The organism is Ruegeria sp. CF3 (genome assembly GCF_056537365.1).
Genome location: NZ_JBQFRK010000001.1, coordinates 1,371,814 through 1,388,407, shown reverse-complemented (window position 1 = coordinate 1,388,407; position 16,594 = coordinate 1,371,814). Strand labels below are relative to the sequence as shown.

18 protein-coding genes are annotated in these 16,594 nt (G+C 58.5%); all 18 read left to right on the top strand.

Features of this window, described 5'->3' with window-relative positions; genetic code table 11:
- Positions 1 to 164 precede the first annotated feature (164 nt).
- Positions 165 to 662, top strand: a complete 498-nt coding sequence (gene ruvC / locus ACR0KC_RS07010) for a crossover junction endodeoxyribonuclease RuvC (protein WP_170404395.1) — start codon at positions 165 to 167, stop codon at positions 660 to 662.
- Positions 659 to 1,330 carry a Holliday junction branch migration protein RuvA gene (gene ruvA / locus ACR0KC_RS07005; protein WP_480705586.1) on the top strand — a complete coding sequence of 224 codons (672 nt, stop codon included), beginning with the start codon at positions 659 to 661 and terminating at the stop codon, positions 1,328 to 1,330. Before ruvC ends, ruvA begins: the two co-directional genes overlap by 4 nt.
- A 16-nt stretch (positions 1,331 to 1,346) precedes the next feature.
- The gene (ruvB, locus tag ACR0KC_RS07000) at positions 1,347 to 2,366 is read left to right on the top strand and encodes a Holliday junction branch migration DNA helicase RuvB (protein ID WP_170397397.1); all 1,020 of its coding nucleotides are present in this window, start codon (positions 1,347 to 1,349) and stop codon (positions 2,364 to 2,366) included.
- 64 nt (positions 2,367 to 2,430) lie between these two features.
- Entirely contained in the window at positions 2,431 to 3,054 is a 624-nt protein-coding gene (locus ACR0KC_RS06995) for a hypothetical protein (RefSeq protein WP_480705584.1), read from the top strand.
- On the top strand, positions 3,051 to 3,434 hold the full coding sequence (ybgC, locus tag ACR0KC_RS06990) for a tol-pal system-associated acyl-CoA thioesterase (RefSeq protein ID WP_170404386.1): 384 nt from the start codon (positions 3,051 to 3,053) through the stop codon (positions 3,432 to 3,434). Before ACR0KC_RS06995 ends, ybgC begins: the two co-directional genes overlap by 4 nt.
- A gap of 105 nt (positions 3,435 to 3,539) precedes the next feature.
- Positions 3,540 to 4,235 (top strand): protein TolQ, encoded by a 696-nt coding sequence (gene tolQ, locus ACR0KC_RS06985; RefSeq protein WP_170736517.1) that lies wholly within the window; start codon positions 3,540 to 3,542, stop codon positions 4,233 to 4,235.
- A gap of 2 nt (positions 4,236 to 4,237) precedes the next feature.
- Entirely contained in the window at positions 4,238 to 4,708 is a 471-nt protein-coding gene (gene tolR, locus ACR0KC_RS06980) for a protein TolR (RefSeq protein WP_170424320.1), read from the top strand.
- Positions 4,709 to 4,723: 15 nt separating this feature from the next.
- On the top strand, positions 4,724 to 5,827 hold the full coding sequence (locus tag ACR0KC_RS06975) for a ribonuclease E domain-containing protein (RefSeq protein ID WP_170424318.1): 1,104 nt from the start codon (positions 4,724 to 4,726) through the stop codon (positions 5,825 to 5,827).
- The gene (tolB, locus tag ACR0KC_RS06970; RefSeq protein WP_480705581.1) at positions 5,824 to 7,143 is read left to right on the top strand and encodes a Tol-Pal system beta propeller repeat protein TolB; all 1,320 of its coding nucleotides are present in this window, start codon (positions 5,824 to 5,826) and stop codon (positions 7,141 to 7,143) included. The genes ACR0KC_RS06975 and tolB overlap by 4 nt, the downstream gene beginning before the upstream one ends.
- 86 nt (positions 7,144 to 7,229) lie before the next feature.
- Positions 7,230 to 7,733 carry a peptidoglycan-associated lipoprotein Pal gene (gene pal, locus ACR0KC_RS06965; RefSeq protein WP_170397385.1) on the top strand — a complete coding sequence of 168 codons (504 nt, stop codon included), beginning with the start codon at positions 7,230 to 7,232 and terminating at the stop codon, positions 7,731 to 7,733.
- Positions 7,734 to 7,737: 4 nt separating this feature from the next.
- On the top strand, positions 7,738 to 8,568 hold the full coding sequence (gene ybgF, locus ACR0KC_RS06960; protein WP_170404791.1) for a tol-pal system protein YbgF: 831 nt from the start codon (positions 7,738 to 7,740) through the stop codon (positions 8,566 to 8,568).
- Positions 8,565 to 9,818 (top strand): tRNA lysidine(34) synthetase TilS, encoded by a 1,254-nt coding sequence (gene tilS, locus ACR0KC_RS06955; RefSeq protein WP_480705579.1) that lies wholly within the window; start codon positions 8,565 to 8,567, stop codon positions 9,816 to 9,818. Before ybgF ends, tilS begins: the two co-directional genes overlap by 4 nt.
- 77 nt (positions 9,819 to 9,895) lie before the next feature.
- On the top strand, positions 9,896 to 11,812 hold the full coding sequence (gene ftsH, locus ACR0KC_RS06950; protein WP_170424311.1) for an ATP-dependent zinc metalloprotease FtsH: 1,917 nt from the start codon (positions 9,896 to 9,898) through the stop codon (positions 11,810 to 11,812).
- A 95-nt stretch (positions 11,813 to 11,907) separates the two neighbouring features.
- Positions 11,908 to 12,483 (top strand): MOSC domain-containing protein, encoded by a 576-nt coding sequence (locus tag ACR0KC_RS06945; protein ID WP_170404368.1) that lies wholly within the window; start codon positions 11,908 to 11,910, stop codon positions 12,481 to 12,483.
- Positions 12,484 to 12,649: 166 nt separating this feature from the next.
- Positions 12,650 to 14,326, top strand: a complete 1,677-nt coding sequence (locus ACR0KC_RS06940; protein ID WP_170397376.1) for a formate--tetrahydrofolate ligase — start codon at positions 12,650 to 12,652, stop codon at positions 14,324 to 14,326.
- Positions 14,327 to 14,383: 57 nt separating this feature from the next.
- The gene (locus tag ACR0KC_RS06935) at positions 14,384 to 14,689 is read left to right on the top strand and encodes a chorismate mutase (protein ID WP_170404363.1); all 306 of its coding nucleotides are present in this window, start codon (positions 14,384 to 14,386) and stop codon (positions 14,687 to 14,689) included.
- Positions 14,690 to 14,742: 53 nt separating this feature from the next.
- Entirely contained in the window at positions 14,743 to 15,633 is an 891-nt protein-coding gene (gene folD, locus ACR0KC_RS06930; protein ID WP_170511402.1) for a bifunctional methylenetetrahydrofolate dehydrogenase/methenyltetrahydrofolate cyclohydrolase FolD, read from the top strand.
- A gap of 374 nt (positions 15,634 to 16,007) precedes the next feature.
- Positions 16,008 to 16,592 carry a LytTR family DNA-binding domain-containing protein gene (locus tag ACR0KC_RS06925; RefSeq protein ID WP_480771635.1) on the top strand — a complete coding sequence of 195 codons (585 nt, stop codon included), beginning with the start codon at positions 16,008 to 16,010 and terminating at the stop codon, positions 16,590 to 16,592.
- Positions 16,593 to 16,594 lie beyond the last annotated feature (2 nt).

Here is a 16,594-nt window from a genome sequence, read left to right as displayed (position 1 = left end):
AAGCGTCGAAAACGAACCTAACCCGGTCGCAAACAGGCCGCGAGGAACCGGAGGCGACATGAATGTCGGTTTTGGACCCTGAGTTGATTTCCTTGGAAAATGTTCACGCTTCGTGCTAGTCGATGAAAAAAGATCACACAAACCCGAGCAGGCCGAGACAAAACATGCGAATTCTGGGCATTGATCCAGGGCTTAGAACCTTGGGATGGGGCGTCATCGAATCGCATGGCAGCCGCCTGAGCCACGTTGCGAATGGATTGTGCAAATCCGATGGTGATGATCTGGGGGAAAGGCTGCTGTCGCTACACAATCAAATCGTCGAAGTCATCGCCGAGCACAATCCAGATCAGGCGGCAATTGAACAGACCTTCGTCAACAAAGATGGGGCCGGTACACTGAAACTGGGTCAGGCGCGTGGTGTTGCGCTTCTGACGCTTGCGCAGGCGGGTTTGCCGGTTGGCGAGTACGCCCCCAACCGCGTCAAGAAAACGGTGGTGGGCGTCGGCCACGCCGAAAAAGAGCAGGTTCTGCATATGGTCAAACTTCAACTGCCCGGTTGTTCCCCCAAAGGGGCGGATGCTGCGGATGCGTTGGCGATTGCCATCTGCCATTCCTACTATGGCGCCGCACCGCAGGCTCGGATGAAAGAGGTACGCGCATGATCGGCAAGCTCACTGGACGGCTGGATTACCGCGCGGCGGATCACGTTCTGATCGACGTGCGGGGGGTCGGCTATATCGTCTATTGCTCGGACCGGACCATGGCGGCCCTGCCGGGGGTGGGTGAGGTAATGTCAATCTACACCGATATGGTCGTGCGCGAAGACCTGATGCAGCTTTATGGTTTTCTGTCCTTGGTCGAGAAGGAATGGCACCGTCTGCTGTGCTCGGTTCAGGGTGTGGGTGCGAAGGTATCGCTGGCCATTCTTAGTGCGCTGGGGCCCGATGGTGTCAGCCGCGCGATTGCCTTGGGTGATTGGGGGGCCGTGAAGGCCGCAAAGGGTGTCGGCCCCAAGACCGCGCAACGGATCGTGCTTGACCTCAAGGACAAGGCCCCGGGTGTGATGGCGATGGGCGGCACGGTGACCGAAGCGATGGATGGCCCGGCACTTGAAGTAGTTGAGACGACCGAGCCTGCGCCTGTTCCGAAACGGGTGGCCAAACCGACCTTGGGCGCTGCTTCTGCGGATGCGCTGTCGGCGTTGGGCAATCTGGGCTATGGACCGTCCGAGGCGGCATCGGCCGTGGCCGAGGCAGCGGCTAATATGCCAGATGCGGGCGAGGCCGATCTGATACGCGCCGCGCTGAAGCTACTGGCTCCCAAGGGCTGAGTGAAAGGGTAACTGAATGGTAGACGCTGATCCCGCCCTGCGACCCGAACCGATGCCCGAGGACAATGACCGCGCCCTGCGCCCGCAGGGGCTGGATGAATTCATTGGTCAGGCCGAGGCGCGGGCCAACCTACGCATCTTCATCCAGTCGGCCCGCCAACGCGGTGAGGCGATGGATCACACGCTGTTCCATGGTCCACCTGGATTGGGTAAGACCACGCTTGCGCAGATCATGGCGCGCGAGTTGGGAGTGAATTTCCGCATGACCTCGGGGCCGGTTCTGGCCAAGGCGGGGGATTTGGCGGCGATTCTGACCAATCTGGAATCGCGGGATGTCTTGTTCATCGACGAGATTCACCGTCTGAACCCGGCGGTCGAAGAGGTGCTGTACCCCGCGATGGAGGATTTCGAGCTGGATCTTGTCATTGGTGAAGGTCCGGCGGCGCGGACTGTACGGATCGAGCTGCAGCCATTTACGCTGGTCGGGGCGACAACGCGGATGGGGTTGCTGACCACGCCGTTGCGCGATCGGTTTGGCATCCCGACCCGGCTGCAGTTCTATACGGTCGACGAGTTGCACGAGATCGTCACCCGCAATGCCCGCAAACTGGGCGCACCTGCGGATGACGAAGGCGCGCGTGAGATCGCGCGCAGGTCTCGTGGAACACCACGGATCGCCGGTCGTCTGCTGAGACGCGTGGTGGATTTTGCCATTGTTGAAGGCGATGGGCGGATTACGCGCGACTTGGCGGATGGGTCACTGACCCGGCTGGGGGTCGATAACCTTGGTCTGGACGGGGCCGACCGCCGGTATTTGAAGCTGATTGCCGAGAACTATGCGGGCGGGCCAGTAGGGATTGAAACACTCTCGGCGGCGTTGTCCGAAAGCCGGGATTCGCTGGAAGAGGTGATCGAGCCTTATCTCCTGCAGCAAGGCCTGATCCAGCGCACTCCGCGCGGACGGATGCTGGCGCAAAAGGCATGGACGCATCTGGGGATGGCTGCACCCAAAGGACAGAGCGATCTGTTTGGTTGAAGTGGGGCGCATTAGATTTTAAGCCTCAGGCGGTCGTATCTAAATCGAGAAGAAGGACTGGGGCGTGACACCCGATGAGATTGAGGCGCTGTTCACACGCGATAGCGGTGAGTTTCTGTTTGCGCGCTGGGGCAGACCCATCGTGCCCATCGTGTTTGGTGTCGAGGATGAAACGCTGTCGACCGTAAAAGGTGCGTTCGAGGCGGTTGTCACTCTGGCAAATCACAAGATGGCCGAGACGGATCCCGAACTGGGTGCCAATTGCATGGTGTTCTTCTTCCGTGAGTGGCAGGAATTGTTGGACGTGCCCGATCTGGATCGCCTGATCCCGGATCTGGCCCCACTGGTTGACCGGCTGGTGGCTGCCGATGCCAATCAGTATCGCATTTTCCGGTTCGAAGAAGACGGCGCCATCCGCGCGGCATTTGTGTTTTTGCGCATGGACAAAGAGCTGTCGAAAGTGCCGGCAGAAACGCTGGCGTTAAGCCAGGTTGTACAAACGATCCTGCTTTGGTCCGACACAGCTTTTCGCAGCGCCTCACCTCTGGCGATTGCTGGTGACGCGACGATCTTGCGGCCTGATATTGCGGCCTTGATCCGCGCCGCCTACGATCCTGTTCTGCCCGGTGCCGCGCAGGATCCCTCTCATGCGCTGCGCTTGTTCGCCAGATTGGAGCCGTCGCAATGAAGCATCACTACCCGGTCCGTGTTTATTACGAAGACACCGACATGGGAGGCGTGGTCTATCACGCAAATTATCTGAGATTCATCGAACGCGCCCGGTCGGACTGGGTGCGTAAACTGGGTAATGATCAGAACGCGATGCGGGACGCAGGCATTGTCTGGGTCGTGCGGCGGATCGAGGCGGATTATCTCGCCGCCGCTAGGTTTGAAGACGAGCTGATGGTCGAGACCGAGATGGTTTCGCTATCGGGCGCTCGGTTGACAATGTCGCAATTGGTCAAGCGTGGCGAGACCGAGATTTTCCGCGCCGAGGTAACGGCTGTCTGCATGAATGCGCAGGGTAAGCCCGTTCGTCTTCCGGCAGAGATTCGCGCATTGATGTAACATTTTCAGCCTCCGGGGTGGTTCTGTTGGCTTTTCATCTCCATCTGCGTTAGCGTTTGGCAAAACAAGGCCAAATGGCCATCAGGCAAAACAAAGAGCAGGTTCATGGAAGCTGAAACGCTGGCGCTGGCGCAGGAGATCGATTTCTCCATGTGGGGGCTGTATGCCCGCGCGACCTTTATCGTCAAACTGGTGATGTTGATGCTGATCGGTGCATCCATCTGGTCCTGGGGCATTATCATTCAGAAACTGATCAACTACCGAGCCGCGCGGCGCGAGGCGCGGGTATTCGATGAAAGCTTCTGGTCTGGCAATCCGCTGGATGAGCTGTTCGAGCAGATCGGAACCCAGCCCGATGGCAGTTCCGAAAAGATTTTCGCGGCGGGGATGATCGAGTGGCGACGCTCGCACCGCACCGATGGCGGCTTGATCGCAGGGGCGACGGCGCGGATCGATCGCTCGATGGACGTGGCGATCGCGAAAGAGGCTGAGGGTCTGCAAAAAGGGTTGCCCATTCTGGCCACTGTCGGATCGACAGCGCCGTTTATCGGCCTGTTTGGCACCGTTTGGGGCATCATGAATGCCTTTATCGAGATTGCCGAGCAGCAGAACACAAACCTCGCCGTTGTGGCCCCGGGTATTGCCGAGGCGTTGCTGGCCACCGGTCTTGGCTTGCTGGCCGCGATCCCGGCGGTGATATTCTATAATAAACTCAGCGCAGACAGTGACCGCATCGTCGGCGGCTACGAGGCCTTTGCCGATGAATTCGCCACTATCCTGTCGCGTCAGTTGGATAGCTGACGATGGGTGCGGCAGTTCAGCAAAGCTCGGGCGGGAACGGACGCAGGCGCGGACGGCGGCGCGGGCGCGCCCAACCGATGGCCGAGATCAACGTGACGCCCTTTGTTGATGTCATGCTGGTGTTGCTGATCATCTTTATGGTGGCGGCCCCATTGTTGACCGTCGGCGTACCTGTCGATCTGCCCAAGACTGCCGCAAGTGCCTTACCCGGTGACAACGAAGAGCCGCTGACCGTGACCTTGACCGCAGATGGGCGCGTGCAGATCCAGACCACGGATGTGCTGCGCGAAGAACTGATCGGTAAGCTGCGCGCGATCGCAGCTGAGCGCAGCAGCGACCGCGTGTTCTTGCGTGCTGACGGCGCGATTCCATATGCGCAAGTGATGCAGGTCATGGGTGCTTTGAACGCGGGCGGGTTTTCCAACGTTGGCCTTGTGACCGATACCGGCGGGCCAACGCTGGACGAAGGGTGAGAGTGAGGCTGCGCGGTGGATACCGGCACCAAGATTTCGGCAATTGCGCATGTCAGCCTGATTGGCTGGGCGCTGATCGGCGGGACCTTCCGGTCCGAGCCGTTGCCGATGGCTGTACAGGATGTCTCGGTGATCTCGGCTGAGCAGTTTGCGGCCATGACCGCGCAACGCGAGGCACCCGAGGTGCCGACTGACCCGGCTGAACTGCAACAGCCTGCAGAACCTGATAAGATCGAAATACTGGACCCGACGCCGGAAGAAACGCCCGAACCTGAGCCGGTTGCCCAGCCCGAGCCGGAACCTGAGCCCGAGCCGGAACCGGAAACGGTGGAAGTCCCGCCCGAGCCCGAACTGATCGAACAACCTCCGACGCTTGAAGAGCCCGAGCCTGAGCTGGCGGCGCTTCCTGCGCCTCCGGGCCCAGAGGCCGAACCAAGCCCTGCGGATAAGATCGCGCCCGAGCAGATTGCTCCTCCTCCGCCCGAGGCCAAGCCGGATGACATTGAAACCCCTCCGGTTTCGCTGGATGAAGGGGCGGAAATCCAACAAGAACAGCAAGATCAAACGGCACCGGAAGAGGCCGCGCCCGAGATTGTGACCGAGGCGGAAGAAGTCGAAGATCCGGCCCCGCGAACCTCTCCTCGTCCGCGCGTGCGCCCGAACCGGCCGGCACCCCAGCCAGAGCCTGAGGTTGCAGAAACGCCCGAGCCCGCGCCGACTGAACCTGCGCAAAACGAGCAAGCGATAAATGACGCCTTGGCCGAAGCATTGGGCAATGGCACCGAACCTTCGGGCCCACCACTGACAAGCGGTGAAAAAGACGCGATGCGGGTTGCGGTGTCGCGGTGTTGGAATGTCGGGTCCCTGTCGACGGATGCGCTGGAAACCGTGGTTGTTGTCGGGTTTTCGTTGACCAGAGATGGCAAAGTGGTTGGCGGCAGTTTGCAGCTACTCGACAGTACAGGCGGCTCGGCCGCATCAGCAAAACAAGCCTACGAAGCCGCGCGCCGCGCAATTTTGCGCTGTGGGTCTAAAGGATATGACCTACCTGCTGACAAATACGATCAATGGCAGGATATTGAGATTACATTCAATCCCGAGAGGATGCGGATCAAATGATGAAACTTCTGACCAGCCTCTTAATTGGCCTGACCCTTCTTTCGACCTCGGCCTACGCCCAAAGTGGCCCGCTGCGTCTGGAAATCGATGAAGGGATCATCGAGCCGATGCCATTTGCGGTACCGAGCTTTGTGCCGGACGGACCTTCGGCCGCACAATATGCGCAAGACATCTCGCGCGTGGTGGTATCGGACCTGACGGGAACGGGTTTGTTCCGCGAAATCTCGTCGGATGCATTCATCAGCCGGGTCAGTAGTTTTGATGCCCCGGTGCAGTTTGCCGATTGGAAAGCGATCAACGCGCAGGCACTGGTGACAGGGGCGGTCAATGTTTCGGGCAAACGGCTGACGGTGCGGTTCCGGGTTTGGGACGTGTTCTCGGGTCAGGAACTGGGCAATGGGTTGCAGTTTGCGGGCACCACCGACGGCTGGCGTCGCATGGCGCATAAGGTGGCCGATCAGGTCTATACCCGGATCACCGGCGAGGGTGCTTACTTTGACAGCCGAGTCGCGTTCGTGTCGGAAAGCGGCCCTAAGGATCAGCGGCGCAAGCGGTTGGCGATCATGGATTATGACGGCGCGAATGTGCAGTATCTGACCGACAGCGCAGCGATTGTTCTGGCGCCTCGGTTCTCACCGACGGGCGACCAGTTGCTCTATACCAGCTACGAGACCGGTCAGCCGCGTATTTACGTTCTGGATGTCGGCCGCGTGGAGCGGCAAGAGTTGAAAACGCAGGAAGGCACCATGAGTTTCTCACCGCGCTTCTCTCCGGATGGTCGTTCAATTGTTTATTCGTTGACCCAAGGCGGAAACACGGATTTGTGGAAAATGGATCTGGCCTCGGGCCAAAGCGTGCGACTGACCAATACGCCCGCGATTGAAACTGCACCAAGCTATGCGCCGGATGGCAGTCGGATCGTGTTTGAAAGCGACCGGTCGGGCACTCCGCAGCTTTACATCATGCCCGCCAACGGAGGCGAGGCAACGCGGATCAGTTTTGGGCAAGGCCGCTATGGCACGCCGGTCTGGTCTCCGCGTGGTGACTTGATTGCCTTTACCAAGCAGAACAAAGGTCGCTTCCACATCGGTGTTATGCGCACAGATGGCAGCGAAGAGCGCCTTTTGACCGCCTCGTTCCTGGACGAAGGTCCCACTTGGTCGCCAAACGGGCGGGTCATAATGTTCACCCGCGAAACTCAGGGGGCAAGCGGTCGATCGACGCTTTACTCTGTGGATATTTCGGGCCGTAACTTGCGTCCTGTTAGAACGCCGGATGGCGGTAGCGACCCGTCTTGGGGGCCACTGCAGAATTGATTGGAACAGACCGCAGGTAAAGTTCACAACAAACCCGCAATGTGATAGAAGCGCGGCAATAAACAACGAAACACGAGGCACTTGAGATGAAACTGTTGAGCAAAGTCGCGGCAATTGGGGCGCTGACCCTGATTGCGGCCTGTTCCAATAATGATCCGTCGGCTCTGGGTGGCGGCGCTGGTGGCAGCGGCGCACTGGTTCCGGGCTCACCCAGTGATCCGCGTTCGCCAGCCTATTTCCAGCAAACAGTTGGTGACCGGGTTCTGTTCGCGGTCGATCAGTCCACGCTCAGCCCGCAGGCGCAGACGATTCTGCAAGGGCAGGCCGATTGGCTGCTCGCCAATCCGGATTTTGTCGCCAATATCGAAGGCCATGCGGACGAGCAGGGCACGCGCGAATACAACCTTGCGCTTGGAGCTCGTCGGGCCAATGCGGCGCGGGAGTATCTGATCTCGCGCGGGGTGGCAGGCAACCGGTTGACCACCGTCAGCTATGGCAAGGAACGCCCGATCGAAATTTGCAGCACCGAGGATTGCTATTCGAAAAACCGCCGCGCGGTGACGGTGCTGACCGGTTCAACCTTGGGGTAAGATGATGCGAATTGCAGGTTTGGTTCTGGCGGCGGTCGTGACCGTCGCTGGTATGGCACAGGCACAGGATCAGCAGACTTTGGCGGATATCCGTCAGGAATTAACCGTGCTGCATGTGGAAATTCAGCGTCTCAAGCGCGAGTTTTCAACCACTGGGTCCCCCGCGCCAAACCTGTCTGGCAGTTCCGTGCTTGAGCGCGTTGATGCGATCGAGGCAGAATTGCAGCGCCTGACACGCCAGACCGAGCAGTTGAACCAAAGGGTGCAGAATGTCGTGACCGATGGCACCAACCGTATCGGTGATTTGGAGTTTCGTCTGGTTGAACTTGAAGGCGGTGATCTGAGCGCGTTGGGTGAAACCTCAACGCTGGGTGGTGAGACATCGACCGATGTGGCTGTGGCACCCACCCCCAACCCTACGCAACCCACGGTCACTGATCAGGGTGAGCTTGCAGTCGGTGAACAAGCGGATTTTGATGCCGCTTCGCAGGCCCTGGTGGATGGAGATTTCCAGACCGCGGCCGATCTGTTTGCGCAATTCGACCAGTCCTATCCGGGCAGCCCGCTGGCGAGCCAAGCCAACCTGCGGCGCGGGCAGGCGCTGAAAGGGGTGGGCGATACACGCGAAGCGGCGCGCGCCTTTCTGGCCAGCTTCACGGGCGACTCCGAAGGGCCTCTGGCACCCGAGGCGTTGTTTGAGTTGGGCGCGGCGCTTGGACAGCTGGGCCAAACCGATCAGGCTTGCATAACTCTCGGCGAAGTTGGCGTTCGGTTTCCGGCATCGGCACCAGCTGCTTCGGCCACACAGGAAATGGCAACGCTGGGCTGTTCTTGACCTCTGACGCCGATACGCTTCGGGCAAATCTGCGGGCGGGTCTGCCGGATCCACCACCGCGCCGGCTGGGGGTGGCGGTATCAGGGGGCAGCGATTCGACCGCCCTGTTGCATTTGCTGTTTGATATCGCGCGACAAGAGCAGATCGAGCTGTTTGCGGCGACCGTTGATCACGGTCTGCGAGCTGAATCTGCCTCAGAGGCCTTGGCCGTCGCGACACTGGCGCAGCGCTTAGGCATTCCTCATGAAACGCTGAAATGGCAGGGGTGGGATGGATCCGGAAATCTGCAGGATCAGGCGCGGCGTGCGAGATACCGGTTGCTGGTCGCGTGGGCCGAATCGAAGGGCCTAGAGGCAGTTGCGCTGGGCCACACGGAGGATGATCAGGCTGAAACGGTACTGATGCGGCTGGCCCGTGCTTCGGGCGTTTCGGGGCTTTCGGCCATGGCTGTATCGCGAAAAGAAGGTCGGGTCACATTGCTGCGCCCATTGCTGTCCACGACACGCTCCGATCTTCGGGAATATCTGACTGCGCAAGGTATTTCGTGGATTGATGATCCGTCGAATCAGGACCCTCGTTTTGACCGGATCAAAGCCCGCCAGGCCCTGTTAGGATTAAATCAAATCGGGATCACGGCAGGGTCATTATCACGGGTCGCTGAAAATATGGCACAAGCGCGTGAAGCATTGGCGCAATACGCGCAAGAATCCGCTTTCCGGTGCATGACGGTGACGGATGGCGATCTTTGCATTGATCGCGAAGGTTTCGAAACTCTGCCCGAAGAAATCCGTCGTCGGCTTGTGACCGCGTCTGTTTCATGGATCGCAGGGGGAGAATACCCGCCGCGACACAAAGCGGTGGATCAAGTGCTGGATGCGATTTCGTCTGCTCAGACGGCCACCCTGGGGGGATGCATTTTAATCCCGGAAGGCAAAAAAACTTGGATTTGCAGAGAGCTAAACGCCGTCAGCAATCAGCTCGCGCGCGCCTCAGAACCTTGGGACAGGCGTTGGATTATGTCCGGGCCAAAAACTGAAGTTGCGGAAATCCGGGCGCTTGGTGAGGATGGTATATTGCAGCTGGAAAACTGGCGCTCTGTGGGCAAACCTCGCGCTGCAGTGTTGTCGACGCCCTCGGTCTGGGCCGAAGGCACTCTACTGGCTGCACCTCTGGCCGGTTTTGCAAACGAATGGCGGGCCGAACTGCTTCCAGAAAGGTCCGACTTCGATGCGGTGATTTTATCTCATTGAACCTGCCACAATCCTCTCTATTTTAAGGAACAACCCCGGCAGGTCCCCACCTGCCGAAACCTTTCGGGAGATTTTCCTTGGGCAACGCTCGCAACATCGCCTTCTGGGTCGTTCTGTTTCTGCTGATCCTGGCACTGTTCAACCTGTTCAGTGGACCCAGCGGGTCGCTTCAGAACAATGAACGTACCTATTCCGAATTCGTCAGCGCCGTGGACGCCGGAGACGTCACCAGCGTCACGCTGGATGGCGAACAGATCCGCTATCGCACGAATGAGAATCAGGACTTTGTCACCATCAAACCCACCGATGCCGAGGTGACGAAGCTGCTGATCGACAAGAACATCCCCGTACGTGCTGAAAAACAGCAGCAATCGGGTTTCCAGTCGTTCCTGATCACGCTGCTGCCCTTCCTGCTGCTGATCGGTGTCTGGGTCTATTTTATGAACCGGATGCAGGGTGGCGGCAAAGGTGGCGCGATGGGTTTTGGCAAGTCCAAGGCCAAGATGCTGACCGAAAAGCATGGCCGGGTGACGTTCGACGACGTTGCGGGCATCGACGAGGCCAAGGAAGAGCTGGAAGAGATCGTGGAATTCCTGCGCAACCCGCAGAAATTTTCGCGTTTGGGCGGTAAGATTCCCAAAGGCGCGCTGCTGGTTGGCCCTCCGGGCACTGGTAAGACGCTGCTTGCCCGTGCGATTGCGGGCGAGGCGGGTGTGCCGTTCTTTACGATCTCGGGTTCCGATTTCGTTGAAATGTTCGTTGGTGTTGGTGCATCGCGTGTGCGTGACATGTTCGAACAAGCCAAGAAGAACGCGCCTTGTATCGTCTTCATCGACGAAATTGACGCCGTGGGGCGCCATCGTGGTGCTGGCTATGGCGGCGGAAACGACGAACGCGAACAGACCCTCAACCAGCTGCTGGTTGAGATGGACGGTTTCGAGGCCAATGAAGGCGTGATCATTCTGGCTGCCACCAACCGGAAGGACGTTCTGGACCCCGCGCTGCTGCGTCCGGGCCGGTTTGACCGTAACGTGACCGTCGGCAACCCCGACATCAAAGGCCGTGAAAAAATTCTGGGCGTTCACGCGCGCAAGACGCCTCTGGGTCCCGATGTCGATCTGCGCATCATCGCGCGCGGCACGCCGGGCTTTTCGGGTGCTGATCTGGCGAACCTCGTGAACGAGGCCGCATTGATGGCCGCTCGCGTCGGTCGTCGCTTTGTCACCATGGAGGACTTTGAAAACGCCAAAGACAAGGTGATGATGGGGGCCGAGCGCCGTTCGATGGTGCTGACGCAGGACCAGAAGGAGAAAACCGCCTATCACGAGGCCGGCCATGCCGTTGTGGGTCTGGAACTGCCGCTGTGCGATCCGGTCTATAAGGCGACCATCATTCCGCGCGGTGGTGCGCTGGGTATGGTTGTGTCACTGCCCGAAATGGATCGTCTGAACTATCACCGCGATGAGTGTGAGCAGAAGCTGGCCATGACTATGGCAGGCAAGGCCGCCGAGGTGATTAAATACGGCGAAGATCACGTGTCGAACGGCCCTGCGGGCGATATCATGCAGGCCAGCCAGTTGGCCCGCGCCATGGTGATGCGCTGGGGCATGTCGGACAAGGTCGGCAACATCGACTATGCCGAGGCGCATGAAGGCTATCAGGGCAACACCGCCGGGTTCTCGGTATCGGCTCATACCAAAGAGCTGATCGAAGAAGAGGTAAAGCGCCTGATCCAGCAAGGCTATGAACGCGCGCACAAGATCCTGACCGACAAGAACGAGGAATGGGAGCGACTGGCGCAAGGCCTGCTTGAGTATGAGACCCTGACCGGCGATGAGATCAAGCGCGTCATGAATGGCGAACCGCCCACCGAAAGCGATGATGAGGGTGACAGCCCCGATGAGGGCAACGCTCCCAGCGTAACTGCCATCCCGAAGACCAAGTCCAAGAAATCGCCGCCAGATGGCGGGATGGAACCAGAACCCACCGCATAATTGCAAAACCCGGAGCCAGCCTCCGGGTTTTCTCTTTTCATCAGGGCGTTGCCGGGCATTATGCCTACAAACCTGCAGATGAATGGGGGCATCTCATGCCGTTCTTATGTGAAACTGAATATTCGGCCGAGGTAGTATGGCTGGGCCATGTGCCAGCAGGCCAGTCTTTGCGGGCCAAGCCTGTCAATGTTTTGGACCTGAGCTTCGATGGCGTTCAGGGGGAACGGCATCAGGGGCTCAATAGGGCGTCCTGTGTTCGGGTAGCGAATCTCTATCCAAAGGGCACCGAGATCCGGAATGTGCGGCAACTGTCAGTGCTGTCGGCAGAGGAATTGGGTGATATTGCGGCTGAGATGGAGTTGGCAACGCTTGATCCGTCTTACCTTGGGGCTTCGATTGTCCTGAAGGGCATTCCCGATTTCTCTCATATCCCTCCATCTTCGCGGTTGCAGGCCGAGAGCGGTTTAACGATCACTGTGGACATGGAAAATGCCCCCTGCGTTCTTCCGGGCCGTGAGATCGAGGCGGATCACACTGGATACGGGGCGGCATTCAAACCTGCGGCCAAAGGGCGACGCGGGATAACGGCTTGGGTCGAACGCCCGGGGGCTCTGAAACGCGGCGACAAGATGCAATTGTTTGTGCCGGATCAGCCCCTTTGGAACCCATAGGTTCAATCCGTTTCCGATTTGCGCATTACGATTTCTCGCAACGCCGTTTCGCGGCATGAAAATGTCGGAATCCTTAGCCATCAGTGTTGTGTACATCAGTATATGTTGCGCAGCGCCGACGCCCGTGCGTCGGTTTTGCACGGAATTCAATCAGGGACCCTGCCCAATGAGCTACAAATCCGACATTGAGATTGCCCGCGAGGCGAACAAAAAGCCGATTCAGGAAATCGGCGCGAAGCTGGGTATCTCCAGCGATGATCTGCTGCCTTACGGCCATGACAAGGCCAAAGTCAGCCAGGACTTCATCAACTCGGTACAGGACCGCGAAGACGGCAAGCTGATCCTGGTGACCGCGATCAACCCAACCCCCGCAGGTGAAGGCAAGACCACCACCACAGTAGGTCTGGGCGACGGCTTGAACCGCATCGGAAAGAACGCGATGATCTGTATCCGCGAAGCTTCGCTTGGCCCGAACTTCGGCATGAAGGGCGGCGCCGCGGGTGGCGGTTACGCGCAGGTTGTTCCGATGGAAGAGATGAACCTGCACTTCACAGGTGACTTCCACGCCATCACCTCGGCCCACTCGCTGCTGTCGGCGATGATCGATAACCACATCTATTGGGGCAACGAGCAAGAAATCGACACACGCCGCGTTGCATGGCGCCGCGTCGTCGACATGAATGACCGTGCTCTGCGTCAGATCACGGCGTCTCTGGGCGGCGTGTCGAATGGTTTCCCGCGTGAGGCAGGTTTTGACATCACTGTGGCGTCCGAAGTCATGGCAATCCTCTGCTTGGCAAACGACTTGAAAGATCTGGAAAAGCGTCTGGGCGATATCATCGTTGCTTACCGCCGCGACAAGACCCCGGTTTACTGCCGCGACATCAAGGCAGAAGGCGCTATGACCGTTCTGCTGAAAGACGCTATGCAGCCGAACCTGGTGCAGACGCTGGAAAACAACCCGGCCTTCGTCCACGGCGGCCCGTTCGCGAACATCGCGCACGGCTGTAACTCAGTCATCGCAACCAAAACCGCTCTGAAAGTGGCCGACTATGTTGTCACCGAAGCGGGCTTTGGTGCTGACCTCGGTGCCGAGAAGTTCATGAACATTAAGTGCCGCAAGGCGGGTATTGCTCCGTCGGCAGTGGTGCTGGTGGCCACCGTGCGCGCGATGAAAATGAATGGCGGAGTGGCCAAGGCTGACTTGGGTGCGGAAAACGTTGACGCTGTGAAGTCAGGTTGTGCCAACCTGGGTCGCCACATCGAAAACGTCAAATCCTTCGGTGTTCCGGTTGTCGTCGCGATCAACCACTTCGTCACCGACACCGATGACGAAGTTCAGGCGGTCAAGGACTACTGCGGCGAGCATGGTGTTGAGGCAATCCTGTCGCGTCACTGGGAGCTGGGTTCGGATGGCTCTGCGCCTCTGGCCGAAAAAGTTGTCGAAATCGTCGAAAATGGTGCCGCGAACTTCTCACCGATCTACCCAGACGACATGTCGCTGTTCGAGAAGATCGAAACCATCGCCAAGCGTATCTATCGCGCCGACGAAGTTCTGGCCGACAACAAGATCCGCAACCAGCTGCGCGAATGGGAAGAAGCAGGCTATGGCAATCTGCCGGTCTGCATGGCGAAAACCCAGTATTCGTTCTCGACCGACCCAACCCTGCGCGGCGCGCCTACCGGACACTCGGTTCCGGTGCGTGAGGTTCGCCTTTCCGCTGGTGCCGGTTTCATCGTCGTTGTCTGCGGTGAGATCATGACCATGCCCGGTCTGCCGCGCAAACCGGCCGCCGAAACCATCTGCCTTAACGACGCAGGTGAGATCGAGGGCTTGTTCTAAGCGCTCAAATAAGACATCTCGTGGTCCGGGGATATCCCCGGGCCGCAGGAGACCAAAATGCCCACTCTGATACCTCCGCAAGACTGTCATTCGATGCAGGAATTGCGGCCTCAGATCGACAAGCTGGACCGCCAATTGATTGGATTGCTGGTAACGCGCGCAACCTATATCGACCGCGCGTCGCAGCTGAAACCCGGCGAGGGCCTGCCAGCCCGCATCCCGGAACGTGTCGAAGATGTGGTGCAGCGCGTCCGCAAGAGCTCGGATGAGTTGGGTATGGACCCCGATCTTGCCGAAAAGCTCTGGCGTATACTGATTGATTGGTCGATTGCCCGCGAAGAACGCGTGCTCGGCCCAGACTGAAGAAACGGGCGCCTAGTGCGCCCGATCCGTTTTGTGAAAGAAGGGATCAAAGAATGGTAGCGCAGGTTATCGACGGAAAGGCCTTTGCCGCCAAAGTGCGCGCGCAGGTGGCTGACCAGGTTGCAAAGCTGAAAGAAGAGAACGGCATCACCCCGGGTCTGGCGGTGGTTCTGGTGGGCGAAGACCCGGCCAGCCAGGTCTATGTCCGTTCTAAGGGCAAGATGACCGTCGAGGTCGGCATGAACTCGTACGAGCACAAGCTGGATGCAGAGACCTCCGAAGAGGACCTGCTTGCGCTGATTGACAAACTGAACAATGACCCTGCGGTGCACGGCATTCTGGTGCAACTGCCGCTGCCCAAGCATCTGAACGAAGATCTGGTGATCAACTCGATCGATCCGGCAAAGGATGTGGACGGGTTCCACATCTCGAATGTGGGCCTGCTGGGAACAGGTCAGAAGTCAATGGTGCCGTGCACTCCGCTGGGCTGTCTGATGATGTTGCGCGATCACCACGGCTCTTTGTCCGGCATGGATGCTGTAGTGATCGGTCGGTCGAACATCGTGGGTAAGCCGATGGCGCAGTTGCTTCTGGGCGACAGCTGCACCGTGACCATCGCGCATAGCCGCACCAAAGATCTTCCCGATGTTGTACGCCGTGCTGATATTGTGGTCGCCGCAGTTGGTCGCCCCGAGATGGTTCCGGGTGACTGGATCAAGGAAGGCGCAACTGTGATCGATGTCGGCATCAACCGGATCGAACGCGACGGCAAGAACAAGCTGGTTGGCGACGTTGACTACGCCACTGCGGCAGAACGCGCTGGTGCGATTACCCCTGTTCCCGGTGGAGTTGGCCCTATGACGATCGCCTGCCTCCTTGCGAACACGCTCACCGCGGCTTGCCGCGCAAACGGCTTGCCTGAACCCGAAGGTCTGACTGCTTAATAGCAGCCTCGCTGTTCAATCCGGGCGCAACCTCCATGATTGAATTGGCCGGAGAGCGAAAAGCTCTCCGGCCTTTTTCATTAGATTAGGATATTTATATAACTACATCTTGACTTGACCTAGCGTCGGTCGGTGATAATCCTTCTATTCCAGCCGTTTAAGGGGTTATAATCCTGTCTGTTCGTGTTTCATGGTTTTACCTTTGGCGGGGTGCGTTACCTGGTATGATGAAGCTGAGTCCGATCTTCTCGTTAATAAGCCTTCAACGGGTAGTGGCGGGCCTCGTTTTTATTCCTTTATTGGCGTATTCCTTTGCCCCCTTTCGGGATATGACACTGCCATTCAGTCAGCGGATGGTGTTCTGGACAGGTGTTATGCTGCTCGCGCTTGCAGCGACTTGGTCGGCTGGAAAGCTGGTACGCGAACGGCTAAATCGATCCGGATTGCTGGTCCGTGATTTTGCCTTCGTCCTGTTGATCCTGACATTGTTTGCACCATCACTGTGGTTGCTGACCTGGATTCTGTTCACGCTGAATGGATTGATGGCACCGGGCATATTGAAAGTCGCCCCTTATGGTCTTCTCTTCGCCACCGGACTTTTGCTGGTGCGTCAGCGGGAAGAAACCGCAGCACCGCTATACGAACCCAGACCACGTCTTTTCAATCGTTTGCCTGCCAAGTTCGAGGGGCAGGTTTATCGGTTGACCGTGCGCGATCACTATGTCGACGTGGTCACGTCCGATGGCACGTTTACAATCCGCTCGCGCTTTACCGACGCGATTGCCGAGATGGAGCCGGTACACGGCCATTGTACGCACCGTTCACACTGGGTCGTGGATACAGCGATTGTTGGGGTCGAAAAAGAAAAGGGAAAATCCTTTTTGCACCTCAGCAACGGCGATCTGGTTCCTGTCAGCAGGAAATACAAGCAACAGCTCGTGGACGACGGGTTGCTCTAGAA

Bases quoted from the DNA above. Each gene is read 5' to 3' on its own strand.
- ruvC (WP_170404395.1), top strand. From the start codon at position 165: ATGCGAATTCTGGGCATTGATCCAGGGCTTAGAACCTTGGGATGGGGC.
- ruvA (WP_480705586.1), top strand. From the start codon at position 659: ATGATCGGCAAGCTCACTGGACGGCTGGATTACCGCGCGGCGGATCAC.
- ruvB (WP_170397397.1), top strand. From the start codon at position 1,347: ATGGTAGACGCTGATCCCGCCCTGCGACCCGAACCGATGCCCGAGGAC.
- ybgC (WP_170404386.1), top strand. From the start codon at position 3,051: ATGAAGCATCACTACCCGGTCCGTGTTTATTACGAAGACACCGACATG.
- tolQ (WP_170736517.1), top strand. From the start codon at position 3,540: ATGGAAGCTGAAACGCTGGCGCTGGCGCAGGAGATCGATTTCTCCATG.
- tolR (WP_170424320.1), top strand. From the start codon at position 4,238: ATGGGTGCGGCAGTTCAGCAAAGCTCGGGCGGGAACGGACGCAGGCGC.
- tolB (WP_480705581.1), top strand. From the start codon at position 5,824: ATGATGAAACTTCTGACCAGCCTCTTAATTGGCCTGACCCTTCTTTCG.
- pal (WP_170397385.1), top strand. From the start codon at position 7,230: ATGAAACTGTTGAGCAAAGTCGCGGCAATTGGGGCGCTGACCCTGATT.
- ybgF (WP_170404791.1), top strand. From the start codon at position 7,738: ATGCGAATTGCAGGTTTGGTTCTGGCGGCGGTCGTGACCGTCGCTGGT.
- ACR0KC_RS06945 (WP_170404368.1), top strand. From the start codon at position 11,908: ATGCCGTTCTTATGTGAAACTGAATATTCGGCCGAGGTAGTATGGCTG.
- ACR0KC_RS06940 (WP_170397376.1), top strand. From the start codon at position 12,650: ATGAGCTACAAATCCGACATTGAGATTGCCCGCGAGGCGAACAAAAAG.
- ACR0KC_RS06935 (WP_170404363.1), top strand. From the start codon at position 14,384: ATGCCCACTCTGATACCTCCGCAAGACTGTCATTCGATGCAGGAATTG.
- folD (WP_170511402.1), top strand. From the start codon at position 14,743: ATGGTAGCGCAGGTTATCGACGGAAAGGCCTTTGCCGCCAAAGTGCGC.
- ACR0KC_RS06925 (WP_480771635.1), top strand. From the start codon at position 16,008: ATGCTGCTCGCGCTTGCAGCGACTTGGTCGGCTGGAAAGCTGGTACGC.